General features: G+C 58.4%; 26 protein-coding genes and 1 riboswitch. Of the genes, 16 read left to right on the top strand and 10 right to left on the bottom strand.

What is annotated here, in order from left to right; genetic code table 11:
* Nucleotides 1-165: 165 nt before the first annotated feature.
* Nucleotides 166-1,635: a molybdate ABC transporter ATP-binding protein ModF gene (gene modF, locus K6L24_RS14975; protein WP_191927221.1), complete on the bottom strand. Its 1,470-nt coding sequence runs from the start codon at nt 1,633-1,635 to the stop codon at nt 166-168.
* Nucleotides 1,636-1,709: 74 nt separating this feature from the next.
* Complete coding sequence (modE, locus tag K6L24_RS14970; protein WP_222681614.1) at nt 1,710-2,489, bottom strand: molybdenum-dependent transcriptional regulator; 780 nt, start codon at nt 2,487-2,489, stop codon at nt 1,710-1,712.
* A gap of 146 nt (nt 2,490-2,635) precedes the next feature.
* Here modE and K6L24_RS14965 point away from each other — a divergent pair, with 146 nt between their 5' ends.
* From K6L24_RS14965 to modC, 4 genes are all read left to right on the top strand, one after another.
* Nucleotides 2,636-2,800, top strand: a complete 165-nt coding sequence (locus K6L24_RS14965; protein ID WP_072277518.1) for an AcrZ family multidrug efflux pump-associated protein — start codon at nt 2,636-2,638, stop codon at nt 2,798-2,800.
* 152 nt (nt 2,801-2,952) lie between these two features.
* Entirely contained in the window at nt 2,953-3,726 is a 774-nt protein-coding gene (gene modA, locus K6L24_RS14960; RefSeq protein ID WP_118664445.1) for a molybdate ABC transporter substrate-binding protein, read from the top strand.
* Nucleotides 3,723-4,412, top strand: coding sequence for a molybdate ABC transporter permease subunit (gene modB, locus K6L24_RS14955; RefSeq protein ID WP_062749340.1), 690 nt, complete (start codon nt 3,723-3,725; stop codon nt 4,410-4,412). Before modA ends, modB begins: the two co-directional genes overlap by 4 nt.
* The gene (gene modC, locus K6L24_RS14950) at nt 4,412-5,470 is read left to right on the top strand and encodes a molybdenum ABC transporter ATP-binding protein ModC (protein WP_118664444.1); all 1,059 of its coding nucleotides are present in this window, start codon (nt 4,412-4,414) and stop codon (nt 5,468-5,470) included. Before modB ends, modC begins: the two co-directional genes overlap by 1 nt.
* On the opposite strand, the gene K6L24_RS14945 is transcribed toward modC, so the two are convergent.
* Entirely contained in the window at nt 5,471-6,289 is an 819-nt protein-coding gene (locus K6L24_RS14945) for a pyridoxal phosphatase (RefSeq protein ID WP_187509557.1), read from the bottom strand.
* Nucleotides 6,290-6,436: 147 nt separating this feature from the next.
* On the opposite strand from K6L24_RS14945, the gene pgl reads away from it, so the two are divergent.
* Nucleotides 6,437-7,429 (top strand): 6-phosphogluconolactonase, encoded by a 993-nt coding sequence (pgl, locus tag K6L24_RS14940; protein ID WP_222681613.1) that lies wholly within the window; start codon nt 6,437-6,439, stop codon nt 7,427-7,429.
* 94 nt (nt 7,430-7,523) lie between these two features.
* Here pgl and K6L24_RS14935 read toward each other — a convergent pair whose 3' ends face one another.
* The 4 genes from K6L24_RS14935 to bioA form a co-directional block, all read right to left on the bottom strand.
* Entirely contained in the window at nt 7,524-8,000 is a 477-nt protein-coding gene (locus K6L24_RS14935; RefSeq protein WP_062746450.1) for a kinase inhibitor, read from the bottom strand.
* A gap of 56 nt (nt 8,001-8,056) precedes the next feature.
* Nucleotides 8,057-8,737 carry a type 1 glutamine amidotransferase domain-containing protein gene (locus tag K6L24_RS14930; RefSeq protein WP_187509559.1) on the bottom strand — a complete coding sequence of 227 codons (681 nt, stop codon included), beginning with the start codon at nt 8,735-8,737 and terminating at the stop codon, nt 8,057-8,059.
* Nucleotides 8,734-9,780: an NADP-dependent oxidoreductase gene (locus tag K6L24_RS14925; protein ID WP_118664416.1), complete on the bottom strand. Its 1,047-nt coding sequence runs from the start codon at nt 9,778-9,780 to the stop codon at nt 8,734-8,736. Before K6L24_RS14925 ends, K6L24_RS14930 begins: the two co-directional genes overlap by 4 nt.
* Before the next feature lie 86 nt (nt 9,781-9,866).
* The gene (gene bioA, locus K6L24_RS14920) at nt 9,867-11,159 is read right to left on the bottom strand and encodes an adenosylmethionine--8-amino-7-oxononanoate transaminase (RefSeq protein ID WP_222681612.1); all 1,293 of its coding nucleotides are present in this window, start codon (nt 11,157-11,159) and stop codon (nt 9,867-9,869) included.
* Between the two features lie 89 nt (nt 11,160-11,248).
* Here bioA and bioB point away from each other — a divergent pair, with 89 nt between their 5' ends.
* The 4 genes from bioB to bioD are packed head-to-tail and all read left to right on the top strand — an operon-like array spanning nt 11,249 to nt 14,831.
* A complete protein-coding gene (gene bioB / locus K6L24_RS14915) occupies nt 11,249-12,280 on the top strand; it encodes a biotin synthase BioB (protein ID WP_062746458.1) in 1,032 nt (343 codons plus the stop codon).
* A complete protein-coding gene (bioF, locus tag K6L24_RS14910) occupies nt 12,280-13,434 on the top strand; it encodes an 8-amino-7-oxononanoate synthase (RefSeq protein WP_222681611.1) in 1,155 nt (384 codons plus the stop codon). The genes bioB and bioF overlap by 1 nt, the downstream gene beginning before the upstream one ends.
* Nucleotides 13,415-14,170: a malonyl-ACP O-methyltransferase BioC gene (bioC, locus tag K6L24_RS14905; RefSeq protein WP_137269593.1), complete on the top strand. Its 756-nt coding sequence runs from the start codon at nt 13,415-13,417 to the stop codon at nt 14,168-14,170. The genes bioF and bioC overlap by 20 nt, the downstream gene beginning before the upstream one ends.
* Complete coding sequence (bioD, locus tag K6L24_RS14900; protein WP_222681610.1) at nt 14,163-14,831, top strand: dethiobiotin synthase; 669 nt, start codon at nt 14,163-14,165, stop codon at nt 14,829-14,831. The genes bioC and bioD overlap by 8 nt, the downstream gene beginning before the upstream one ends.
* Nucleotides 14,832-14,908: 77 nt before the next feature.
* On the opposite strand, the gene K6L24_RS14895 is transcribed toward bioD, so the two are convergent.
* Nucleotides 14,909-15,625, bottom strand: coding sequence for an ABC transporter ATP-binding protein (locus tag K6L24_RS14895; protein ID WP_062746465.1), 717 nt, complete (start codon nt 15,623-15,625; stop codon nt 14,909-14,911).
* Between the two features lie 912 nt (nt 15,626-16,537).
* Between K6L24_RS14895 and uvrB the strand changes: the two genes are divergently transcribed.
* Entirely contained in the window at nt 16,538-18,562 is a 2,025-nt protein-coding gene (gene uvrB, locus K6L24_RS14890) for an excinuclease ABC subunit UvrB (RefSeq protein ID WP_062746467.1), read from the top strand.
* A gap of 111 nt (nt 18,563-18,673) precedes the next feature.
* Here the strand turns inward: uvrB and K6L24_RS14885 are convergent, their stop codons facing one another.
* Nucleotides 18,674-19,582, bottom strand: coding sequence for a gluconeogenesis factor YvcK family protein (locus tag K6L24_RS14885; RefSeq protein WP_062746733.1), 909 nt, complete (start codon nt 19,580-19,582; stop codon nt 18,674-18,676).
* A 165-nt stretch (nt 19,583-19,747) separates the two neighbouring features.
* Nucleotides 19,748-19,883: riboswitch (molybdenum cofactor riboswitch) on the top strand.
* Here K6L24_RS14885 and moaA point away from each other — a divergent pair.
* The 6 genes from moaA (at nt 19,874) to K6L24_RS14855 (ending at nt 23,698) form a co-directional block, all read left to right on the top strand.
* On the top strand, nt 19,874-20,860 hold the full coding sequence (gene moaA / locus K6L24_RS14880) for a GTP 3',8-cyclase MoaA (protein ID WP_062746735.1): 987 nt from the start codon (nt 19,874-19,876) through the stop codon (nt 20,858-20,860). Its footprint overlaps the riboswitch before it by 10 nt.
* A gap of 14 nt (nt 20,861-20,874) precedes the next feature.
* Nucleotides 20,875-21,390 carry a molybdenum cofactor biosynthesis protein B gene (gene moaB / locus K6L24_RS14875; protein ID WP_062746469.1) on the top strand — a complete coding sequence of 172 codons (516 nt, stop codon included), beginning with the start codon at nt 20,875-20,877 and terminating at the stop codon, nt 21,388-21,390.
* Nucleotides 21,391-21,876, top strand: coding sequence for a cyclic pyranopterin monophosphate synthase MoaC (gene moaC / locus K6L24_RS14870; RefSeq protein ID WP_062746471.1), 486 nt, complete (start codon nt 21,391-21,393; stop codon nt 21,874-21,876).
* Complete coding sequence (gene moaD / locus K6L24_RS14865) at nt 21,869-22,114, top strand: molybdopterin synthase sulfur carrier subunit (protein ID WP_062746474.1); 246 nt, start codon at nt 21,869-21,871, stop codon at nt 22,112-22,114. Before moaC ends, moaD begins: the two co-directional genes overlap by 8 nt.
* 1 nt (nt 22,115) lies before the next feature.
* Nucleotides 22,116-22,574: a molybdopterin synthase catalytic subunit MoaE gene (gene moaE, locus K6L24_RS14860; protein ID WP_062746476.1), complete on the top strand. Its 459-nt coding sequence runs from the start codon at nt 22,116-22,118 to the stop codon at nt 22,572-22,574.
* Nucleotides 22,575-22,609: 35 nt separating this feature from the next.
* Nucleotides 22,610-23,698, top strand: coding sequence for a DUF1615 domain-containing protein (locus tag K6L24_RS14855; protein ID WP_137269594.1), 1,089 nt, complete (start codon nt 22,610-22,612; stop codon nt 23,696-23,698).
* A 118-nt stretch (nt 23,699-23,816) separates the two neighbouring features.
* On the opposite strand, the gene K6L24_RS14850 is transcribed toward K6L24_RS14855, so the two are convergent.
* Complete coding sequence (locus K6L24_RS14850) at nt 23,817-25,763, bottom strand: methyl-accepting chemotaxis protein (RefSeq protein WP_222681609.1); 1,947 nt, start codon at nt 25,761-25,763, stop codon at nt 23,817-23,819.
* Between the last annotated feature and the right edge of the window lie 31 nt (nt 25,764-25,794).

Raw genomic sequence — 25,794 nt, 5'->3', positions numbered from 1 at the left:
TCAACAAAGATAGCACGGCGCTGAGAGATAATCAGGCAAGGGGAGGTTAATAATGGTAGCGGTTACACTTATATGGAGGGCTGACCGAAAAAAAGGTCAGCCCCGGCAGGGGGCGGTCGAGGGGACAGCCTTTTTTCCGGTCGCCCCGTGCAGGCGTTAAAAAGGTTACAGCTGTTCCTGGGTGTAGCGGTAGCCGTCACCCTCAGCGATAAAGCTCAGACGGTGGGTGATGCACTGCGGCGCATCCTCGGCGTGATGTGAGACAAACAGCAGCTGCGTTCGCCCTTCACCAATCAGCACGTCGACAAAGCGGCGCACCAGCAGACGGTTAATAGGATCCAGCCCCTGCAGAGGTTCGTCGAGGATCAGCAGCGCCGGATGTTTGACCAGCGCACGGGCGATCAGCACTAAACGCTGCTGGCCCCATGAGAGCGCGTGGAAAGGCGAGTTGGCAACGTCACCGCTCATCCCCAGCAGCGCCAGCCACTCCCCGGCCAGCGCCTGCTGGCGGTCAGAGACGGCCTGATAAATGCCGATCGAATCGAAAAAGCCGGAGAGTATGACGTTGCGCACGCTGCTGCTGACGCGGTAGTCAAGATGCAGGCTGCTACTGACATAGCCGATATGCTGCTTAATATCCCAGATGGTTTCTCCACTGCCCCGACGGCGGCCAAACAGCGTCAGGTCGTTACTGTATCCCTGGGGGTGATCGCCGGTTACCAGGCTGAGAAGGGTCGACTTTCCGGCGCCATTAGGGCCGACTATCTGCCAGTGCTGGCCGCGTCCGACCTGCCAACTGAGGCTGTGCAGGATAGGACGGTCGTTATAAGAGACAACGCCATCGCGCAACGCGATCAGCGGGGCGTCTTCCGCCAGTGCGGGAATGGCTGTGGCGTCATCGGCTTCCGGCAGCGTCATCCCTGCCAGCTGCTCGCTGTGCGCCAGCTGGGCCACCAGTGCCTCTGCCAGGATGGCCTGGCGGTCGCCGGTATGCGTGAGGGTACATTCTGCCAGCACACCCACCCGATCGATGAAATCGGGGATGTCATCAAAACGGTTAAGGACCAGAGCCAGGGTGATGCCCTGCCGTTGCAGACTGCCAAGCACGCTGGCGAGATTGCCGCGTGACGCCACGTCCAGTCCGTCAAAAGGCTCATCAAGGATCAGCAGATCGGGCTGCGCCATCAGCGCCTGGCAGAGCAGCGTTTTGCGGGTTTCGCCCGTGGAGAGGTACTTGAAGCGGCGGGTCAGTAACGATTCAATACCAAACTGTGCCGCCAGTTGCTGACAGCGGGCGGGATCGCGCACCTCAAGCTGAATGATTTCTGCGGCCGTTAAGCCGGTATCCTCTTCGTCTGCACTGAGCATATCGGTGTTATTACGCTGCCATTCGTCGGCCACCAGTTTCTGTAACTGCTCCAGCGACAGCCGGGTGGTGCGCAGAAACGTACTGTTCACCCGTCCTTTGGCGGGCAACAGTTCGCCGGAGAGGGCCCGTGCCAGCGAGGACTTACCGCTGCCGTTGGCTCCCACGAAAGCCCAGCTCTCGCCAGCGGTCACGGTCAGGTCATTAAGGTTAAGCGTTCGGGTATCATTCAGGCGAAAGATACCTTGCGTGATTTGCAACATTGCCATTGTTTATCCCATTATCTGCATCATTAATCCATTAGGGGCTTCCTGCCGCTGGATGTCAAACGCGGGCCACTGATTCAGAGCAGCGTCGCGATGATAGCGCGATCGGCATTAAAATATGCTGTTACTGCCGCGCCCGGCTGGAGTTTTTGCCGGGCAATCTGTTGATTTTCCACGGTGGCGCAGAGGGTTTCTCCGCCGGTCAGTGCGATAAGGATCTCACTGTGCGTTTCACCCTGTTCAATCTGACTCACGGTGCCGGGCAACTGATTGTCTGCCTGTTCATGCCCCCCGCTGACCGTAATCCACGGCGCTTTAATCAATACCAGCACTTCCTTACCGCTTTCCAGCTGCAGGCGATTAGCGCTCTGTGCCGTCAGCGCCACCTGAATCTGCGTCACACCGTCGGCCAGCTGCACGGTCACGTGCTGCTGCACCGGGTGGCTGTCGCGCGCCACAATGGTGCCGAAGAACTGATTGCGGGCGCTGGTTTGCAGCGAGAAACGTGCAATGGCTCCCAGCAGACTGCCGAGAGGCGCGTCATCCTGGAGTACATCAAATGCTTTTTGCTGAATTTGCCCGAGCAGCGCATAGAGCTGGATCAGCCGTTCACCGTAGGCGGTGACCACCGCGCCGCCGCCGCCTTTACCGCCAGTGGCACGATCCACCAGCGTACGATCGGCCAGTTGGTTCATCTCGTTGATGGCATCCCAGGCGCTTTTATAGCTGATGCCTGCCAGTTTTGCGCCCTGACTGATCGAGCCGCTCTCTTTGATCTGACGCAGAAGTTCAATGCGGCGCGGGTCGGCAAACAGCCGTTGCTGGTGTTTAAGGATCAGGGAAATATCGGCCTGCATAGGAACTCCGCCAGGGAAAATGTAAAAAGTCTCTGCTGATTCTATCAGCCCTGGCGAAATAATTTGCGCACGAAGGCACAAAAGGTCAGTGCTTTATTAGCGGCTGTCGCTACAATGGTTTTTTTGATCAGCAAGATGAGGTTTCCATGCTGGAGTTACTTAAAGGCCTGGCCGTTGCCATTATCATGGTGCCGATCGTAATGGCGATTATCCTCGGTCTGATCTGGGGCCTGGGCGAAGTGTTTAACGTTATTTCCAAAATTGGTCATCGTGACGACCAGCAGGCGAAGAAAAGCCAGACTATCCAGTAAATCTCACCCTCTATTTATAATGCCCGGCAATGCCGGGCGTTTTCGTTGCTCACACCGCTAAACTTCTCCCACGTCATGCCGATAAATACCGTTACATTTCCCAGATTATCGTTATATCATTCAGTACATAACGAACCTGCTGGAGAAAAACGATGTCTGTAAAAGGGAACCACTGGATCATCGCTGCCGCGATTAGCCTGAGCCTGGGAGGCCACGCGATGGCCGCTGAGAAGATCACCGTCTTCGCTGCCGCATCACTGACCAATGCGCTGGATGTCATTGCCAGCCAGTACGGTAAGGAGACGTCGGTCAATGTGGTCTCTTCCTTTGCCTCCTCTTCTACGCTGGCGCGCCAGATTGAACAGGGTGCACCGGCGGATCTGTTTATCTCTGCTGACCAGCAGTGGATGGACTATGCGGTGGCGAAGCAAACCATCGAAGAGGGCAGTCGTGTTACCCTGCTGGGTAACGATCTGGTGTTGGTTGCACCGACGGCCAGTCAGCCGCAGGCGGTCAGCATCAGTAAAAGTACCGACTGGAAAGGCCTGCTGAAAGGCCAGCGCCTGGCGGTTGGCGACCCGGATCATGTTCCGGCCGGGATTTATGCCCGTGAAGCGCTGCAGAACCTGGGCGCATGGGATGAGCTTTCACCCCTGATGGCGCGCAGCAACAGCGTACGGGCGGCGCTGGCGCTGGTCGAGCGGGATGAAACGCCTTACGGCATTGTGTATGGTTCAGATGCCGTGGCCAGCAAAAAAGTCACTGTGGTCGGCCTCTTCCCGGAGGCCAGTCATAAACCCGTGGAGTACCCGATGGCTATCGTAAAAGGTCATCACCGTGCCAGCGTCACCGCTTTCTACAACTACCTGAAAGGCCCGCAAGCTGCGGCCGTATTCAGACAATATGGATTTGCACCTGAAAGATGATATTGAGCGATCCCGAGTGGCAGGCCGTCGCCCTGAGCCTGAAAGTTTCCCTGGTGGCCGTCGCCTGCAGTCTGCCCTTTGGGATCCTGATGGCCTGGCTGTTAGCGCGCCGGCAGTTCCCGGGAAAAACCCTGCTCGACAGCCTGATCCATCTGCCGCTGGTGCTGCCGCCGGTGGTGGTGGGCTACCTGCTGCTGCTGGGGTTCGGGCGGCGCGGGTTTATCGGACAATACCTGTATGACTGGTTTGGCTTCAGCTTTGCTTTCAGCTGGCGCGGAGCTGCGCTGGCCTCGGCGGTCATTGCTTTCCCGCTGATGGTGCGCGCCATTCGCCTGGCGCTGGAGGCAGTTGACAGTAAACTGGAACAGGCTGCACGCACGCTGGGGGCCGGGCGCTGGCGGGTATTTTTAACCATCACCCTGCCGCTGACGCTACCGGGTATTATTGCCGGTACGGTACTGGCGTTTGCCCGTTCGCTGGGCGAATTTGGCGCCACCATCACCTTCGTGTCGAATATTCCGGGGGAGACGCGCACGCTGCCGTCAGCCATGTATACGCTGATTGAAACACCGGGCGCAGAGGGCGCGACGGCACGTCTGTGCGTCATTGCCATTTTGCTGGCGCTGGTTTCCCTGCTTCTTTCCGAATGGCTGACCCGCTGGGGTCGTAAGCGTTTAGGGCTCTGATGCTGATCCTTGATTTTATCCAACGGCAGGGCGAACACACCCTGACAGTGAAGGCCAGCGTGCCTGCCAGCGGCGTAACGGCCATTTTTGGCGTTTCCGGTGCCGGCAAAACGTCACTGATTAATGCCATCGGCGGGCTGACCGTGCCCCAGCAGGGTAGCATCACGCTGAACGATCGGGTGCTGAGCGATACCGCCACCGCGCTCTGGCTACCGCCGGAAAAGCGCCGCATTGGCTATGTTTTTCAGGATGCGCGCCTGTTCCCGCACTACCGCGTGCGTGGCAATCTGGAATACGGCATGGCAAAAAGCATGCGCCCGCAGTTTGATGCGCTGGTGCAGCTGCTGGGGCTGGAAATGCTGCTTGACCGCTTCCCGTGGTCGCTGTCAGGTGGAGAAAAACAGCGCGTTGCCATTGGCCGTGCACTGCTGACCGCACCGGAAATGCTGCTGATGGATGAACCGCTGGCCTCGCTTGACCTGCCGCGCAAACGGGAACTGCTGGCCTGGCTGCAAAAGCTGGCGCGCCAGGTTGCCACGCCGATCCTCTACGTCAGCCACAGTCTGGATGAGCTGCTGCATCTGGCCGATAATGTCATGGTACTGGATCGGGGAGAAGTGAAGGCATTGGGGCCGCTGGAGCGCGTCTGGGGCAGCAGCGCAATGCGCCCGTGGCTGCCAAAAAGTGATCAGAGCAGTATTCTGCGCGTGCAGGTGCTGGAGCAGCATCCGCACTATCAGATGACGGCGCTGTCGCTGGGCGATCAGCATATCTGGGTTAACCGCGTTGACGCTCCGGCGGGTACGCCGCTGCGTATCCGCATTCAGGCCGCTGATGTTTCGCTGGTGCTGAAGCCACCGGTGAACAGCAGCATTCGCAACGTGATCCCCGCCCAGGTTGGCGAACTGCTGGAGATCGACAACCAGGTGGAAGTGAAGCTACTGGTGGGGCAGAGCGAGCTGTGGGCGCGGATCACGCCCTGGGCTCGCGATGAACTGATGATCAAACCGAATATGTGGCTGTTCGCTCAAATCAAAAGCGTTTCTATCACCACCTGATTACAGCACTTCCCGGTAGATCGTTTCTGCGATGCCGGGCTCCAGGTTCGTGCCGATCACACGCTTCGCCCGCGCTTTGATGGCGTCGTCGGCATTGCCCATCGCCACGCCCAGCCCGACGGTTTCCAGCATACTCAGGTCGTTGTAGTTATCCCCAAAGGCGATAACATCGCTCATCTGATAGCCACTGGCGGCCACCCACTGCGCCAGCCGCTTCCCTTTGCTGTTACCCGCTTTCGCAATGTCCACCTGGTCATGCCATGACCATTCGCAGGCCAGCCCCATTTCGGCTTCGACCGTTTCCGCAAACTGCTGCAGTGCGGCAGTATCGGCATGCGACAGGGCGAATTTCCAGATCGATTGCGCATCTCTTGCTGCATCACTCAGGCTGTTGACCTGCAAGAATGTCGGACGCTGGGCTTCCGGCAGCGACAGCCCCCAGTTAATCGTCCGGGTCACGTGACCGGTTTCGGTCTGGTAGAGCATGGCGTTATCCACATACAGCAGGCCGTGGATGCCGGCACTGTCGAGCATCTCAATCACACGGCACGCCTGATCTTTCGGCAGCGGGTCACTGTCTAAAACCTTTTTCGCCTGATAATCATACAAATAAGTGCCATTACAGCAGATTGCAGGTGTATCCAGCGCCAGTGCCTGATAAAAAGGATGGATGGCCACATGATGGCGTCCGGTCACGATCAGGATTTTTATGCCGGCCTGCTGCGCTTTTTTGAGGGCTTCCAGTGATTCTGGCAGAATGGTTTTGGTAGGGGTTAACAGCGTGCCGTCCAGATCGAGGGCGATGATGCGATAGCTCATAACAGTTCCCGTGGCTCAAAAGAAGTCAATAAGTGTACACCTTGTGACGTCAGCCACAAAACTGACGGTACAGATGGCAAGTAAGTCCGACGACGGTGGTGAATACTTTACCACTCACCGATTTTCCGTTCAGAACAAGGAGCATTCATGAAACAAGTTGTTTATACCGCCAGCCCTGAGAGCCATCAGATCCACGCCTGGCAGATGAATGATGCGGGCGCACTGACGCTGCTACAGGTTGTTGATGCGCCTGGCCAGGTACAGCCCATGGTGGTCAGCCCGGACAAGAAGTTTCTTTACGTGGGTGTACGCCCGGATTTCCGCATCGTCGCCTACCGTATTGAGGCTGACGGCAAACTGAAAGAAGCCGGTCATGCGCCCCTGGCAGGCAGCCCGACGCACATCTCGACCGATCGTGAGGGCCGCTTTATTTTCGTCGGTTCCTACAACGATGCTTTCGTCAGCGTCAGCCCGATCGGTGCCGATGGCCTGCCGGGGGCGCCCGTGCAGACCGTGAGCGGTCTGGATGGCTGTCATTCTGCGAACATCGACCTGACGAACCAGACGCTGTTTGTTCCGGCGCTGAAGCAGGACCGCATTGCGCTGTTCAGCCTGTCTGACAGCGGTGAACTGACGCCGTGTGCACAGTCTGAACTGAAAACGAAGCCCGGGGCGGGTCCGCGTCATATGGCGTTCCACCCGAATCAGCGTTACGTCTACTGCGTTAACGAACTGGACAGTACCGTTGACGTCTGGGACTTAAGCAAAGGTGACGTGGAGAAAGTGCAGAGCCTGGATATGATGCCGGAAGGATTCAGTGATACCCGCTGGGCGGCTGATATTCATATCACGCCAGATGGCCGCCATCTGTACAGCTGCGACCGTACCGCCAGCATTATTACCTCGTTCAGCATCAGCGCGGATGGCGCCACCCTGACCGTTGAAGGCCATCAGCCGACGGAAACCCAGCCGCGCGGCTTTAATATTGATAACCGCGGGCAGTACCTGGTGGCCGCCGGACAGAAATCACATCATATTGAAGTGTATAAAATCACCGCCGATCGCGGTCTGTTGCAGCCGCTGGCGCGGTATGCTGTAGGGCAGGGGCCAATGTGGGTCGTGATCCACGCGCTGGATTAAGAGGCCGGGCGAAACAGAAGGTCAGCCTTGCGGCGAAAGTGACATCAGCTGCAGGGCGACCTGCTTTCCTCGTCGCCCTGCAGGTCGCTCTGATTTATGAATACATCGCCGTTATGGAAGCACTGCCCAGCGAATGGAAATGAACGTTAAAGCCCACCATCGCACCACTGGCGTTCTCATCCACTTCGAGACGATCAGTATCTATCGCGTGAACGGTGAAAATATAGCGGTGAGATTCGCCCTTCGGCGGTGCCGCGCCGCCGTAGCCCGCGCTGCCAAAATCGGTACGGGTCTGTACTGAACCGGCCGGCAGATCCGCTTTGCCGGAACCGGCACCCGCCGCCAGCTCCCGCGTGTCAGCGGGCAGGTTAGCCACCACCCAGTGCCACCAGCCGGAACCGGTTGGCGCGTCAGGATCGTAGCAGGTGACGACAAAACTTTTCGTCCCTGCAGGCACCTCGTCCCAGGCCAGATGTGGCGACAGATTTTCCCCCTGGTAACCCATGGCATTCAGCACCTGGCGTTCCGGTAATTTATCGCCGTCGTTGAAATCCTGGCTGACTAGCTTCATTCCATCTCCTTAACCTTCAGATGTGATGTCACCCCGCAGCCGGGGTGAGCACCCTGTTATTGGTGAAGTAACTTAAGCAGCTCTTCGGCTGCGGCAGCGGAAGAGGCCGGGTTTTGTCCGGTAACCAGATGGCCATCGGTCAGTACGTACACACCCCAGTCATCGGTGCGCTCAAACTGACCGCCCAGCTTCTTCAGCTCGTCTTCCACCAGGAAAGGTACCACATCCGTCAGGCCAACGGCCTCTTCTTCACTGTTGGTAAAACCGGTGACACGTTTGCCGGCGACCAGCGGCGTGCCGTCCGGCTTTTTCGCGTGACGCAGCACGCCGGGAGCGTGGCAGACGGTGCCGACGGGCTTACCGTTGGCGAACAGCGTTTCGATCAGCTGAATACTGGTCGGGTCTTCGGCCAGATCCCACAGCGGCCCGTGACCACCGGGATAAAATACGGCGTCAAATTCGCCGGGGTCGATTGCATCCAGCCGCTGAGTATTGGCCAGCGCCTGCTGCGCGGCAATGTCATTGCGAAAACGCTCGGTATCGCTGGTTTGCGCATCGGGCGCATCGCTGACCGGGTCAAGCGGCGGCTGCCCTCCGGCAGGGGAAGCCAGCACCACCGAAATCCCCGCATCGCGGAAGACATAATAGGGTGCAGCAAACTCTTCCAGCCAGAATCCGGTTTTATGGCCGGTATCGCCCAGCTTGTCGTGTGATGTCAGTACCATTAACAGTTTCATTGCGGTTTATCTCCTGCCACGCGAACCACGAGCTTGCCAAAGTTTTTGCCCTGCAGCATGCCGATGAAGGCTTCCGGTGCATTATCCAGACCATCGATAATATCTTCGCGGAAGACCAGACGATCTTCAGCGACCCACTTGCTCATCTGACGGAAGAACTCATCAAAGCGGTGGCCGTAATCCTGATTAATAATAAAGCCTTCCACGCGCAGGCGTTTGCGCAGGATGGCACTCTGCAGCTGCGGCAGGCGATCCGGACCGTCGCTTGCGCCGGTGCTGTTATAGTCGGCGATTAGCCCACAGACCGGAATACGTCCTTTGGTATTCATCAGCGGCAGGACGGCATTAAACACTTTGCCTCCCACGCTTTCGAAGTAGACGTCGATGCCATCGGCACAGTGGCGGGCAAGCTGTTCAGCCAGGTTGTCATCGCGGTGGTCGAGGCAGCGGTCGAAGCCCAGCACTTCTTCGGCATAACGGCATTTCTCCGCACCCCCGGCGATCCCGACAACATGACAGCCCTTCAGTTTGGCAATCTGGCCGACAAGCGAGCCCACGGCTCCGGTGGCGGCCGCCACCACGACGGTTTCCCCGGCCTGCGGGTTACCGATGTCCAGCAGCCCCATATAGGCCGTGAAGCCCGGCATACCGAGCATACCCAGCGCCCATGAAGGATGCTTCAGCACCGGGCCGCTGAGTTTCACCAGGTCTTCACCGGTGGACAGGGCAAAATCCTGCCAGCCGCTGTAGCCCAGCACCCAGTCGCCTGCGGCGAAGTCAGGATGCTCTGAACGTTCTACTATCGACACCGTACCACCACACATCACCTCATTGACGGCAACGGGCGGGACGTAAGAAGGGGCATCGCTCATCCGTCCGCGCATGTACGGGTCCAGCGACAGCCAGACGGTGCGCAGGAGTACCTCGCCCTGCGAAGGGGTGGGAACGTGCTGGGATTCCAGGTGGAAATTGGCTGGGGTCGGCGCACCGTGCGGGCGCGATGCCAGCAACAGCCGACGATTGGTATGTTTATCTTGTGGCATGTTATCTCCTGATATGCGGCAGTAAGCCGCAAAAAAACCTGGTAAAAGTCTAGCCCATCACAGAGATGGCTGCCTGGAGGGTGCCTTTATTTCAGATAATTAAACAGGGCAGGATGTGCTACGGCGGCGGCGACCGCGTCCGTTAACCGGGCCAGCGCCCCGGGTGAGATCACATACGGAGGCATCAGATAGATCAGCCGGCCAAAGGGGCGGATCCACACACCCTGTTGCACAAAGAACTGCTGCATCGCCGCCATATTCACCGGCCGGTGGGTCTCCACCACCCCAATCGCGCCCAGCACGCGCACATCAGCCACCTCCGGGCTGTCACGCAACGGCAGAAGCGCGACACTGAGCTGACGCTCAATGGCGCTGACCTGCGCCGGCCAGTGATTTTCCTGCAGCATGGCCAGGCTTTCCGACGCCACGGCGCAGGCCAGCGGGTTACCCATAAACGTCGGCCCGTGCATAAAGCAGCCCGCTTCGCCATTGCTGATGGTCTCGGCCACCTGCCGGGTCGTCAGGGTGGCCGACAGGGTCATTGTGCCCCCGGTCAGCGCCTTGCCCACGCAGAGGATGTCCGGGCTGATAGCCGCATGTTCACAGGCAAACAGTTTACCGGTGCGGCCAAAGCCGGTGGCAATTTCATCGGCGATCAGCAGCAGCTGGTAATGATCGCACAGCTCACGCACCCGACGGAGATAGCGCGGGTGATAAAAGCGCATTCCGCCCGCTCCCTGCACGATGGGTTCGAGGATCACCGCCGCCAGCTGGTGATGATGGGTCGCTATGGCCTGTTCGAGGGCGTCGGCGTCCTGCTCCTGCCATGGCTGGTCAATACTCGGCGGAGCGGGAACGAACAGGTGTTCCGGCAGGTAGCCCTGATACAGGCTGTGCATGCTGTTCTGCGGGTCGCATACCGACATGGCGGCAAAGGTATCCCCGTGATAACCGTTACGCAGGGTGAGAAAGCGCTGACGCTTTTCCCCTTTTGCCTGCCAGTACTGCAGCGCCATTTTCATCGCCACTTCGACCGCCACCGATCCCGAATCCGCAAGGAACACGCACGACAGCGGGGCGGGCGTCATCGCGACCAGACGGCGGCACAGCGACACGGCGGCCGGATGGGTGATCCCGCCAAACATCACGTGAGACATCTGCGCCATCTGGGTCTGCAGCGCCCGGTTAAGACGCGGATGGTTATAGCCGTGGATCGCGGCCCACCAGGAGGACATGCCGTCGACCAGCTCCCGACCGTCCGCCAGCTGAAGCGACGTGCCGGCGGCGGCCACCACCGGATAACAGGGCAGCGGCTGGCTCATGGACGTGTAGGGGTGCCAGATATGGTCACGGTCAAAGGCAAGATCGTCTGGGGTCATAAAATCACTTGTAAACCAAAAATAAAAAATTTAGTTTACAAGTATAACCAGGCCGTGAAGACAAATGACAGACTTTTTTGGAGCAAGCAATGGCAACACGTTGGACCCTCTCTCAGGCACAGGCGCTGTTTGATAAGCCTTTTCTCGAACTGATGTTTGAAGCCCAGCAGACGCATCGTCAGCATTTTGACCCGCGTCAGGTGCAGGTCAGTACGCTGCTGTCGATTAAAACCGGGGCCTGCCCGGAAGACTGCAAATATTGTCCGCAAAGCGCCCGTTACAAAACCGGGCTGGAGTCGGAGCGCCTGATGGAGGTGGAGGAGGTGCTCAGTTCGGCGCGTAAAGCCAAAGCAGCCGGATCCGGGCGCTTCTGCATGGGGGCCGCGTGGAAAAATCCCCATGAGCGCGACATGCCTTACCTGGAACAGATGGTGCAGGGCGTCAAAGCGATGGGCATGGAAACCTGCATGACCCTCGGCACCCTCAGCCAGCAGCAGGCGCAGCGCCTGGCGCAGGCCGGACTGGATTTCTACAACCACAACCTTGATACCTCGCCGGAGTTTTACGGCAGTATTATCACTACCCGCAGCTATCAGGAGCGGCTGGACACCCTCGGGCAGGTGCGTGACGCCGGTATCAAAGTCTGCTCCGGTGGCATTGTCGGGCTGGGCGAAACGGTCAGCGACCGTGCCGGGCTGCTGGTGCAGCTGGCCAACCTGCCGACTCCGCCGGAAAGCGTGCCGATTAATATGCTGGTCAAAGTGAAAGGCACTCCGCTGGCGGATAATGACGATGTCGACCCGTTCGACTTTATCCGCACCATCGCGGTGGCGCGCATTATGATGCCGCGCTCCCACGTGCGGCTCTCTGCCGGGCGCGAACAGATGAGTGAGCAGACTCAGGCGATGTGTTTTATGGCCGGGGCTAACTCGATTTTTTACGGCTGCAAACTGCTGACGACGCCGAATCCGGAAGAAGACAAAGATCGGGTGCTGTTCCGTAAGCTGGGTCTCAACCCACAGGACAGCGTGACCGACAGCGGTGATAACGAGCAGCAGCAGGCGCTGACAGCGCAGCTGATGCAGGCCGATACCGATCTGTTTTATAACGCGGCGGTGTAATGAGCTGGTCACAACGCCTGACGCAGGCCCTGACCGCCAGACACCAGCGCGGTCAGTATCGACAGCGCCACGCCAGCCAGCAGGGCGATGCGCGCCGTCTGCAGGTGGCCGGGGTGGACTATCTCAACTTCTCCGCGAACGACTATCTCGGACTGAGCCATGACCCCGGCATCGTCAGCGCCTGGCAGCAGGGGGCGGAACGTTACGGCGTCGGCGCGGGGGGATCGACGCATGTTACCGGCTACCGGGCGCCGCAGGCTGCCCTGGAGGAGGAACTGGCCGACTGGCTTGGCTACGATCGCGGCCTGCTGTTTATGTCAGGATTTTCGGCTAATCAGGCGGTGATCGCGGCAATGCTGGCGAAAACCGATCGAATCTTCGCCGATAAGCTCTGTCATGCCTCTCTGCTGGAGGCGGCCAGCCTCAGTCCGGCCACGCTGCGTCGCTTCGCCCATAATCAGCCCGGCGCGCTGGCAACGCTGCTGGCCGGCGACACCCCGGGCGAAACGCTGGTGGTGACAGAAGGGATCTTCAGCATGGACGGTGACCGCGCACCGCTGGCGGCGCTGCATGCACTGTCACAACGCAGCGGAAGCTGGCTGCTGGTGGATGACGCTCACGGTGTCGGCGTCTGCGGTGAGCAGGGGCGCGGCAGTGGCTGGCAGCAGGGCGTGAAAGCGGAGCTGCTGATCGTCACCTTTGGCAAAGCCTTCGGCGTGAGCGGGGCGGCATTGCTGTGCAATGACGACACGGCGGAGTATCTGCTGCAGTTTGCCCGCCATCTGATTTACAGCACTGCCATGCCTCCGGCGCAGGTCTGCGCCATTCATGCTGCGCTGCGAGCTGTCCGTCAGGGGGACGATCTCCGCAGGACGCTGGCGGACAATATCCGCTACTTTCGTCAGCATGCGGGAGGGGGGGCCTGGTCGCTTTCGGCGTCGGACAGTGCGATTCAGCCTCTGATTGTCGGAGAAGAGCAGGCTGCGCTGCGGCTGTCACAGCAACTGCGCGAACGTGGCTGCTGGGTGAATGCTATCCGGCCGCCCACCGTACCGCCCGGCACTTCACGGCTGCGCATCACCCTCAGTGCGGCCCATTCCCGGGATGACATCGATCAGCTTCTGGAGGCACTGTATGCTGCAGACCGTCGATAAACAGGCCGTGGCTGCGGCCTTTGGCCGTGCGGCGCAAAGCTATAACCGCCATGCTGACCTCCAGCGGCAGTGTGGAGAGCATCTGCTGGCCCTGGCCCGCCCTGGCCAGGCGCTGCGGGTGCTGGATGCAGGCTGCGGTACCGGCTGGTTCAGCCAGCGCTGGCGCAGCACCGGGCACCACGTTACCGCACTTGACCTGTCAGAAAAAATGCTGCAGCAGGCGGCACTCAGCCAGGCCGCTGACTGCTATCAGCCCGGGGATATAGAGGCACTGCCGTTTGCCGGGGCCAGCTTCGATCGCTGCTGGAGCAATCTGGCGATCCAGTGGTGCAGCGACTTGCCCCAGGCGCTGAAAGAGCTGTGGCGCGTAACCCGCCCCGGCGGGCAGGTGCTGTTCTCCACGCTGCTCGACGGCTCCCTGAGGGAGGTTCAGTACGCCTGGCCGCTGGGTGAACGCGCGCCGGTCAACCAGTTTGCCCGGCTTCAGCAGTTGGAACAGGCGGGGGCAGGGATGAATCTGACCCTGACGCCCTACACGCTGACGCTGGCGTTTCCGGACGTGCTCAGCCTGCTGCGGTCATTAAAAGGGATCGGCGCGACCCATCTGCACCAGGGGCGTGGTGGGCAGGGACTGAGTCGGGGCCATCTGCAGCGGCTGGAAGCCAGCTGGCCGCGTGATGCACGCGGTTGTCTGCTGAGTTATCAACTGGTTTCAGGAGTTATGGAACGTGAGTAAACGCTGGTTTGTTACCGGAACGGATACGGAAGTGGGGAAAACCGTCGCCAGCTGTGCGCTGTTACAGGCAGCGCAGGCGGCGGGCTATCGCTGTGCGGGCTATAAGCCGGTTGCCTCCGGCAGTGAAATGACCCCGGACGGGATCCGCAATGAGGATGCCCTGGCCTTACAGCACTTCAGTGCGGTCAGGCTGCCTTATGCGATGGTCAATCCGCTGGCATTTCTTGAGCCGACTTCGCCGCATATCATCAGTGCAGAAGAGCACCGGCCCATCACCAGCATGCAGCTGTCAGCGGGCCTTGAGGTGATTTCACAGCAGGCTGACTGGGTACTGACCGAGGGGGCGGGCGGATGGTTTACCCCGCTCTCTGCCACGCTGACGTTTGCCGACTGGGTGCAGCAGGAGCAGCTACCGGTCATTCTGGTAGTGGGGATAAAACTGGGGTGTATCAATCATGCACTGCTCACCGCTCAGGCGATAAAGGTGGCGGGGCTGCCGCTGGCCGGATGGATTGCCAACGGCATCCAGCCGCCGGGAAAACGGCATCAGGAATATCTGGAGACGCTGATCCGGCGCCTTGACGCGCCGCTGTTGGGGGAGATCCCGCATCTGCACGGGCGCAATTTTACCGACGTGGGGCGCTTTATCACCTTACCCTGATACATCCGGTATGAACTTGTCGGGGCGACCATTTATCCGGTCGCCCTCCCTCTTCTTTCCCGTTCTAAGCGCTGTCATCACACCGTCAGCCACGTGTTGACCATGCTGTCATCCAACTGAGCCACCGTGCCGTGAGCGACGTTACGTCCGCGATGCAGCAGCAGGAAATAGTCTGCCACCCGACGGATAAACGACAGACGCTGCTCCAGGAGCAGGATGGTCATGCCGAAGTCGTGATTCAGACGATGGATCAGATTACCCATCTCCTCCTCCAGCCACGGTGACATCCCCTCCGTCGGCTCATCCAGAATCAGCAGTTTCGGTTGCAGCACCAGCGCACGCGCCAGCGCTAACTGCTGCTGCTGGTCGATCGGCAGTTCGCCGCTGCGCTGGTGGCGCAGGGAATACAGCAGCGGAAAGAGATCGTAAACCATTGGCGGTATGGCCCGATGACGTGCCATACCAGCCCCCGCCAGCAGGGCGATTTGCAGGTTCTCTTCAATGGTCATCTGCGAGAAAATATGGCGGCCCTGCGGCACATAACCAATCCCCAGCGAGGCACGCTGCTCCATGGGCTGCAACAGCAGATCCTGCGGCGGGCCGTTATCGTCCTGCCAGATCATCGACCCGCTGTTAATGGGCAGGTGCCCCATAATGCAGTTGACCAGGGTGGTTTTTCCCATGCCCTGACGACCGATAATACCGGTACAGGAGCCGGGCTGCAGATCCAGATCGACATCCCACAAAATATGGTTTTGCCCGTAAAACTGATTAACAGAACGTAAACTGAGCATCTGACACTCTCCCTCCAGACAGTTATCGATCGCATCTGTATTGCTTACGCTCTGTGTCGTCTGGCAAACAGTCCGGCGTGAATATCACGCCCGCGGCTTTAGGTGCCTCGCTCTGGTGTCCTGACAGGTGAGGCGGTAACGCTAATCTTGCAAATAGCAGGCCAGTTCGGATAAAGGCCAGAAAGACAGACCGCGATCGCCTTCACGGCGAGAAAAGGTCAGCGTTGCTAAACATTCAAGGCGGTAAGGGGTCGTTCTGCACCGGGGTAGTGCTGTTGCCTGGGCGGTGATGGTGCAACGGTCTGTCGCCCGATCGGGGCCGGGCCCGTCCGGGAAGCGGGAGCGTGGCTGACCGCCAGAAATACGGTGTATAAGTCTGGCTTTCTGCCTGGAAAACGGCCGCGATCGCGGCAAAAAAAAAGGAAAAAAAAATATTTGGCGGGCGGAGGAACGCATGGGGACGATTTATACATATCAGACAGGTCAGGCGCTGAAAACAGTTATCCACTATTCCTGTGGATAACCTTGTGCATTAGCATCTGAAAACCTGCGCAAGGCGAGAGCGGACGCGGCTTAGGCTCGGGTTGCTGCGAAACTCGGCTTTTGATTAATAAATATTAAAATCAACAGGTTACTTAAAATCAATACAGTGGAGTTTTCGCCCATCATCCCGCCTGGCTTTTGCCGGGACGCTATTGACAAATGTTAAAAAAAGAAACTGTCTGGGGATAAGCCATTCCGGCACTGACCGCATACGTTTGCGCAACGAGCAGCAAAAGTGCGGCTATGCTGTTACGTGAAACAGTATGAAAAACAACTGTGAATTTATCCAGTCTTTTTTTCTGGCAAAATCGTCACGGCAGAGTAGAATTAGAGTCCGGTTCGCGCACATCTTCATCAGGTAGCCTGTTAATGAGCAAAGTCTTTAAACTCAACTCCGATTTCAAACCTTCTGGCGACCAGCCGGAAGCCATCCGCCGTCTTGAAGAGGGGCTGGAAGACGGGCTGGCGCACCAGACACTGCTGGGCGTAACCGGATCGGGTAAAACGTTCACCGTGGCCAATGTGATTGCCGACCTTAACCGTCCTACGATGGTACTGGCACCGAACAAGACGCTGGCGGCCCAGTTGTACGGCGAAATGAAGGAATTCTTTCCTGATAATGCCGTTGAGTACTTTGTCTCTTATTACGATTATTACCAGCCTGAAGCCTATGTGCCCAGTTCGGACACTTTTATCGAGAAAGACGCCTCGGTAAACGAACATATTGAGCAGATGCGACTGTCAGCGACCAAAGCCCTGCTGGAACGACGCGATGTCATTGTGGTGGCCTCGGTTTCTGCAATCTATGGTCTGGGCGATCCTGACCTCTACCTGAAGATGATGCTGCATCTGACGCGCGGGATGGTCATTGACCAGCGCGCAATCCTCCGCCGACTGGCAGAGCTGCAATATACCCGTAATGATCAGGCCTTCCAGCGCGGCACCTTCCGCGTGCGCGGTGAGGTTATCGATATTTTCCCGGCAGAGTCCGACGACTATGCGCTGCGCGTGGAGCTGTTTGATGAGGAAGTGGAGCGCCTGTCTATCTTTGACCCGCTGACCGGCCAGATTGACTCCGTGATCCCGCGTTATACCATCTATCCGAAAACGCACTATGTGACGCCGCGTGAGCGTATCCTGCAGGCGATGGAGGAGATCAAAGTCGAGCTGGCAGAGCGCAAGCAGGTGCTGCTGGCCAACAATAAGCTGCTGGAAGAGCAGCGCCTCAGTCAGCGTACCCAGTTTGATCTGGAGATGATGAACGAGCTGGGCTACTGCTCCGGTATCGAAAACTACTCCCGCTATCTGTCTGGTCGCGGGCCGGGTGAAGCACCGCCAACCCTGTTCGACTACCTGCCCGCCGATGGCCTGCTGGTGATTGACGAATCCCACGTCACCATTCCGCAGATCGGCGGGATGTATCGCGGGGACCGGGCGCGTAAAGAGACGCTGGTGGAGTACGGCTTCCGCCTGCCATCCGCGCTGGATAACCGTCCGATGAAGTTTGAAGAGTTTGAGGGGCTGGCCCCGCAGACGATTTATGTCTCGGCCACACCCGGTAACTATGAGCTGGAGAAGTCGGGCGGGGACGTGGTGGATCAGGTGGTACGACCTACCGGCCTGCTGGATCCGACAATCGAAGTCCGTCCCGTTGGAACCCAGGTTGACGACCTGCTGTCGGAAATCCGCAAACGCGTGGTGATTAACGAGCGCGTGCTGGTGACGGTGCTGACCAAGCGTATGGCCGAAGACCTGACGGAATATCTGGAAGAGCACGGTGAACGTGTGCGCTACCTGCACTCGGATATCGACACCGTTGAGCGCGTGGAAATTATCCGCGACCTGCGTCTGGGGGAATTTGACGTGCTGGTGGGGATCAACTTACTGCGTGAAGGGCTGGATATGCCCGAGGTCTCGCTGGTGGCGATCCTCGATGCGGATAAAGAGGGCTTCCTGCGTTCAGAGCGCTCGCTGATCCAGACCATCGGGCGTGCAGCACGTAATCTCAACGGAAAGGCGATTCTTTACGGTGACAAAATCACCCCGTCTATGGCGCGCGCCATCAGTGAGACGGAACGCCGCCGTGAAAAGCAGGAGCAGTACAACCTGGAGCACGGTATTGTGCCGCAGGGCCTCAACAAGAAGATTGCTGATATTCTGGAGTTAGGGCAGGGGCTGGCGAAAAACAAAGCGAAAGTGCGCAGTATGAAAGGACGCAGCATTGTTGAGGACGATCCGGCCTATGTTGACCTCTCGCCACAGGGGCTGCAAAAACGCATCCATCAGCTGGAGGCGCAGATGCAGAAACATGCGCAAAACCTGGAGTTTGAAGAAGCAGCCCAGGTTCGCGACCAGCTGCATCAGGTACGTGAGCTGTTTATTGCCGCGTCATAATACAAAGGGCCGATCGGAAAAACGATCGGCCCCGTCTGTTTGTCTCTTGTTTTTTTGTCGGGAGAGCCTTTTTCCCTTATCCCGTCCCGCTGCCTGATGACCGGCGGCCTGTCACACCATGGCCTGAACGGCGTGCTCCAGCGCCAGGCGCAGCAACTGTCGGTCGTGACGATAAGGAATATCCCCGGCCTCCAGCGGCTCCTGAATAATCAGCCGCCCGTCAATCTGGCTGCTGTCCACTTTCGGCCCCAGCACCAGCGCATCAATGACCCGTTTGCCTATCGCCTTCTCCATCATCGCCAGCTTATCAGGAACCGTCAGTGTTGCCGCAGCCGGGCTGAGTTCTTTACCCAGATTGCCAATGAATACCATGGTGGCCGGCGTCCGGCGCATGGCCTGAGCAATCTCCGGCAGCAGCAGAACCGGCATCAGGCTGGTATAAAAACTGCCGGGCCCAATCAGGATCAGATCTGCTTCACCAATTGCCTCCACCGCTTCACGCGTGGCGCTGACCTTGGGTGAGAGCATCAGCTCCTGCGGTGGCTGCGTCAGCTGGTCAATTTCAGTTTCGCCGTACACCAGATGGCCTTCGTTATCCAGCGCCACCAGGTCGACCGGTTGCTCGGACATCGGGATCAGAAACGCATCCACCTTCAGGAGATTACGGATCAGATTAATCGCCTCAAAAGGGCGGACGCTGAGGTGATCGAGGGCTTTCAGCATCAGATTGCCCAGATTATGCCCGGCCAGTTCGCCGTTGCCGGCAAAGCGATACTCAAACATGGCTGACGCCACGCTGGGTTCGGCAATCAACTGGTTCAGACAGTTGCGCATATCGCCCCAGGCGATCCCCCCTTCCGAACGGCGGATACGCCCGGTGGAGCCACCATTATCAGTGGTAGTGACAATCCCGGTCAGACGGGAACCCAGAGGCGAGAGGGCAGACATCACACGGCCCAGGCCGTGTCCTCCGCCTAATGCCACCACGCGGTCGAGGTCAGCTAAGGTGCGATTTCGCATAATATCCATTTGTTATGTTCGGCCACTGTTTATGCCGTTTATTTTACGCTATTCCTGCGGGAAAAGGCCGGGAAAATGCGTTATATATCATAATATATAGCGAAAAACCTTACTGGTAACGACGGAATAATAGCGCTAACATTTGCCCATCACGATTTGCCGATGTCCGGCAAGTCACACTTAAGCCCTGACACCTGGGTCCTTTGGGATATGGTGTCCTGGCCGCAACCTCTGAGTTGCCAGGGTGCAGAAAGAAATGACTGCATCTCCCTATCTGGAAAGGTGTCACAGGTGCCACAATTTACTGATAACTTCGCGCGCAGGTTCTACTACCTGCGTCTGTCGATTACTGACGTGTGCAATTTCCGCTGCACATACTGCCTGCCTGACGGCTATAAACCCCAGGGCGCGCAGAACAAAAGCTTCCTTTCACTGGATGAGATCCGTCGTGTCACTCGTGCCTTTGCGGCAGCGGGAACGGAAAAAGTGCGCCTCACCGGCGGCGAGCCCTCAATGCGACGTGATTTCACCGATATCATCGCGGCCGTCCGCGACAACCCCTCGATTCGCCAGATAGCCCTTACCACCAATGGTTACCGCCTGCAGCGGGATATCGGCAAGTGGCGGGCCGCCGGCCTGACGGCGCTGAACGTCAGTGTCGACAGCCTTGACGCGCGTCAGTTTCATGCCATTACCGGGCAGAATAAATTTGATGAGGTGATGCGCGGTATCGATGCGGCTTTTGATGCCGGTTTCAGTCAGGTGAAAGTCAATACCGTGCTGATGCGGGATGTTAATCACCATAGTCTTGATACGTTCCTTGCCTGGGTGCGCGACCGTCCTGTCCAGCTGCGCTTTATTGAGCTGATGGAAACCGGCGATGGCGGATCGCTGTTTCGTCGTCACCATGTCTCCGGCCAGGTGATCCGCGACCAGCTGCTGCGCCAGGGCTGGGTGCAGCAGCAGCGCGCGCGCAGCGATGGCCCCGCGCAGGTGTTTCGTCATGCCGATTATCAGGGTGAAATTGGCCTGATCATGCCCTATGAAAAAGATTTTTGCGCCAGCTGTAACCGCCTTCGTGTCTCTGCCACCGGTCAACTGCATCTCTGCCTGTTTGGTGACGGCGGCGTGCCACTGCGCGATCTTCTGGCTGATGACAGTCAGCAGGCGGAGCTGCAGGCGCGGATTGCCGGCAGCCTGACGACCAAAAAAGAGACGCACTTTCTGCATCAGGGTCATACCGGTATTACCCAAAACCTTTCATTTATCGGCGGTTAAGCTAAGGAGTTTTTATGGGCAAAGGTACAACGGATTTTCTCCCTCTTAACGTTGCGGTGTTAACTGTCTCCGATCGCCATACCGCTGAAACTGACAGCTCCGGTGACTACCTGCGCGAAGCGCTGACGGAAGCGGGGCACCACGCGGTGGATCGGGCCATTGTCGCTGATAACCGTTACCGCATCCGTGCCGTGGTGTCCCGCTGGATAGCCAGTAGTGACGTTCAGGTGGTGCTGATTAATGGCGGCACCGGGTTTAACGAAAAAAACTGTACGCCGGAAGCGCTGCTGCCGCTGTTCGACCGAGAAATTGAGGGGTTTGGCGAGCTGTTCCGCATGATTTCCTACGAAGATATCGGCACGTCAACCCTGCAGTCCCGTGCAGTGGCGGGCCTGGCAAATGAAACGCTGATTTTTGCCATGCCAGGCTCCACCGGGGGCTGCCAGCTGGCCTGGGAGCGCATCATCCAGGACCAGTTGGATGCCCGTACCCGCCCCTGTCATTTTGTCTCGCACGTGAAGAAATTATAAATGTCTAAATTAACGCATATTAATGCTGCCGGAGAGGCGCATATGGTGGATGTTTCCGCCAAACAGGACACCGTGCGCGAAGCACGGGCAGAGGCTTTTGTGGTGATGCACCCTGACACGCTGCAGATGATCATCGACGGCAGCCATCACAAAGGGGATGTGTTTGCCACTGCCCGGATCGCCGGTATCCAGGCCGCTAAACGTACCTGGGAGCTGATCCCGCTGTGCCATCCATTGATGCTGAGTAAGGTGGAAGTGTCCCTGAGCGCCGAGCCGGAACACCAGCGTGTACGGATCGTCTCACTCTGTCGTCTGACCGGGAAAACGGGCGTGGAGATGGAAGCGCTGACGGCTGCCTCGGTGGCGGCGCTGACCATCTACGATATGTGCAAAGCCGTGCAGAAAGATATCACCATCGAACAGTGCCGCCTGCTGAGTAAAAGTGGTGGAAAATCCGGCGATTTCGAGGCGGTGCACCATGATTAATGTGCTGTTTTTTGCCCAGGTGCGTGAGCTGGTTGGCACCGATCATCTGACAATACCTGCGAACTATCCAGATGTGGAAGCGCTGCGCAACCACCTGGCGCAGCAGGGGGAGCGCTGGGCGCTGGCGCTGGAGTCGGGTAAGCTGCTCGCCGCAGTTAATCAGACGCTGGTATGCCTGCAGCATCCGCTTCAGGCCGGGGATGAAGTCGCCTTCTTCCCGCCGGTCACGGGAGGCTGATATGGACGAGCAGACCCGTATTCGCGTGGGCTGTGCCCCCTTCAGCATGAGCGACGAGTATCAGTGGCTGGCCGCCTCTGACCTTGACGGTGCGGTGGTGACCTTTACCGGTAAGGTGCGCAATCATAATCTGGGCGATAACGTCCGTGCGCTGAGGCTGGAGCACTATCCGGGCATGACCGAAAAAGCGCTGGCGGAGATTGTTGATGAAGCGCGTCAGCGCTGGCCGGTGCAGCGCATGACGGTGGTTCACCGCATTGGCGAGCTTTTTCCCGGGGATGAAATTGTCCTGGTCGGGGTCAGCGGCGCACATCGCGGCGCTGCATTCAGTGCGGCGGAATTTATTATGGATCAGTTAAAGACGCGCGCGCCGTTCTGGAAACAGGAAGCGACGCCCGAAGGCGACCGCTGGGTTGACTCGCGCGACAGCGATCGCCAGGCTGCGGATCGCTGGAAATAACGCCCCTTTCAATTTTCGCAGGCTTAAGGAGCGACATGCGCTTTTTCTTCAGACCGGCTCTTCTGCCGCTGGCGCTGCTGGCGCTGGCGGGCTGCAGCAATAAGACCTCAGAGACGGCCGCCACCGCACGACCGGCCGATGTTAAAGCCCGGATATCCCGCCTGCTGCCCTCCGGCGTCAACGATCGTGAAGGCTGGGCGCGTGATATCTACGTCGCCTTTAACAGCCAGGCTATTTCCCCTGATGCCAGCAATCTGTGTGCGGTGATTGCGGTGACCGCACAGGAGTCCAACTTCAGCGCAGACGCCACGGTGCCGGGCCTGCCCAGGATAGCCTGGGCCGAAATTGACCGCCGCGCCGCGCAGCTGCATATCCCGTCGTTCCTGGTGCGCACCGCGCTGATGATCAACTCGCCGGACGGCAAGAGCTATGCGTACCGGCTGGATCACGTCAAAAGTGAGAAAGAGCTGAGTGCAGTATTTGATGACTTCATTGATATGGTGCCGATGGGTCAGAAGCTGTTTGGCAATCTGAATCCGATCCATACTGGCGGGCCGATGCAGGTCAGCATCGCGTTTGCCGAGGCTAATGCCAAAGGCTACCCGTACCAGGTTGAAGGATCCCTGCGGCGTGAAGTGTTTTCCCGCCGGGGTGGCCTGTGGTTTGGCACCCGACATCTGCTCGGCTATCCGACGAACTATCCCTCGCCGTTGTATCGTTTTGCTGACTTCAATGCCGGCTGGTATGCCAGCCGCAATGCAGCATTTCAGGCGGCCGTTTCGCGCCTGAGCGGCATTAAGCTGGCGCTGGACGGTGACCTGATTAACTACGGATCGGACAGCGCAGGTTCAACTGAAAAGGCCGTGCGCACGATCAGGCAGCTGGATTACAGCGACCGGGCGATCCGCCGCGCGCTGGAAAAAGGGGAGAGTATCGACTTCGAGAAAACCGATCTGTGGCAGTCTGTTTTTGCCCTGGCCGATAAAGATGCCGGGAAAAAGCTGCCGCGAGCAGTGCTGCCGGGGATCAAGCTGGAAAGTCCGAAGATTACGCGCAACCTGACCACCGCATGGTTTGCCCAACGCGTGAACAGCCGCTATCAGAGTTGTCTGCAGCGTAATTAACCACGCTGACCAGAATATGCCCGACCAGGGGCCGGGCGGAAAGAAGCCCGGCACCAGCAGTCAGGCTGGGATGCTGGGGCTGACCTTATGTCGGGTCAGCCCTGATCATGCAGAAGCTTTATACCGCTTGCAGTTTGAAAATCTGTACTGTCTGCGCCAGCGTCTTCGCCTGATCTTCCAGCGATGCAGCAGCAGCAGACATCTGCTGCACCAGCGCGGAGTTCTGCTGAGTGGCACCATCCATCTGGTTCACCGCCACGGTGACCTGGCCAATACCCTGTGACTGCTCATCGGAAGCATGAACAATCTCACCGATAATGGTTTTCACTGAGTTCACCGCCTGCGTCATCTCCTGCATGGTCTTACCGGCACTCTGCACCAGCGTGACGCCGTGATCGACACGCTGGGTGGATTCACTGATCAACGCTGAAATATCTTTTACCGCACTGGCGCTGCGCTGGGCCAGATTGCGGACTTCTGCCGCAACCACGGCAAACCCACGGCCCTGTTCCCCGGCACGGGCAGCTTCTACGGCGGCGTTCAGCGCCAGAATATTGGTCTGAAATGCAATGCTGTTAATGATGCTGGTGATAGCGCCGATCTTCTGCGAACTTTCATCGATCTGCTGCATGATCTGCACCACTTGTGACACCAGCTGTTCACCGCGCTGGGCAATGTCGGTGGCATTTTCGGTCAGCGCGGTGGCCTGATGGGCGTTATCGGCATTGTGTTTAACCGTGGCCGTCAGCTGTTCCATACTGGCTGCGGTCTCTTCCAGCGCGGCCGCCTGCTGTTCAGTGCGGGAGGCCAGATCAAGGTTGCCGCTGGCAATCTCTTCTGCACCCTGACGAACCGAGTCGCTGGCCGAGATAATTTCACCGACCATATTGCGCAGCTGATGCTGCATGGTGTGCATGGCAAAGAAAATACTCTGCTGATCATTGTGCTTCACCGGAATACTGGCGCTCAGGTCACCTTCGGCCACGGCCAGCGCGATATCGGCAGCCTGGCGCGGTTCGCCGCCAATCGGCTTGGCCACTTTACGGCTGAAGATCAGGCCCAGTACACCGCAGACGACGATAATACTGACCACCATCATGATCAGCGCATACATCAGCTGGCGGTTAGCGGCGGCCATCACCAGATCCACCGGGGCAACGATACTGAGATACCAGGAGGTCTGGCTGTTGCCGATGGTGATCGGACGCCAGGTCTGCAGTACCTCTTCTCCCAGTACCGGATCGAAGCGCTGGATCATTTTGCTGCTGAATCCGTCGGTCTCGCCTTTGTACTGCTTACCGGCATCCTCTTTCACCGGGCTGGAGACGACTTTCCCGCCGGTGGAAATCAGCATTGCGTAGCCGCTGCCTTCCCAGGGTTTGATTTTACTGACGCGCTGTTGCAGCGAGGCCAGTGAGATATCGGAGGTGGTCACTGCTTTAAGCTTTCCGTCATCAATAATCACCGCAGAGACGGAGGTCAGCAGGGTAGGAACACCGTTATAGGCATAGCTGTAGGGTTCGGCCAGCGTGTCACGTTCAAGTTTGCGCGGCACCAGGTAGTAATCCCCCTGGCCCGGCGTCAGGAAAGAACCCATTAAGTGGGCTTTGTAATTACCGGCCTGATCACGGTCAACGAAACGGGCAAAGCGTCCTGCAGGCGGTGAACCCGGCTGGCTGGCGAACTCGGCATCACGGCCGTCAAAGGCATCCGGTTCAAAGACCACGGACATAGACAGGTAGTCAGGGTTCAGTTTCAGGGAGTAGATCATCTGCTGCTCTGCGGCGGCACGGTCAGTGATGCCGGAAGCGCGAAGGGCCACCAGGCTTTGTCCCATCGAGGTGGCAACGGTGCGCGCATAGTCCAGCTCATTCTGCACAGCCAGCGCCTGGCTCTGGGCAATCTGCCCGAGATAATCTTCCGCCAGCTTCCTCTGCTGCTGGCTCGACTGCCAGCTGAGCAGGCCGATGGTTATACTGAAACCGAGGGTGATCGTCAGCACCCCGGTCAGCAGCATCAGCGTACGGGTACTCATTTTCTTTTTTGGAACCGACTGACTTTGCATCTGACTTCCCCCGATAGAACAATAATGTGAT

The organism is Erwinia persicina (genome assembly GCF_019844095.1).
In the GTDB taxonomy this organism is placed as follows: domain Bacteria; phylum Pseudomonadota; class Gammaproteobacteria; order Enterobacterales; family Enterobacteriaceae; genus Erwinia; species Erwinia persicina.
The sequence above is the reverse complement of the archived record's forward strand: the minus strand, read 5'-3'. Positions and strand labels throughout refer to the sequence as shown.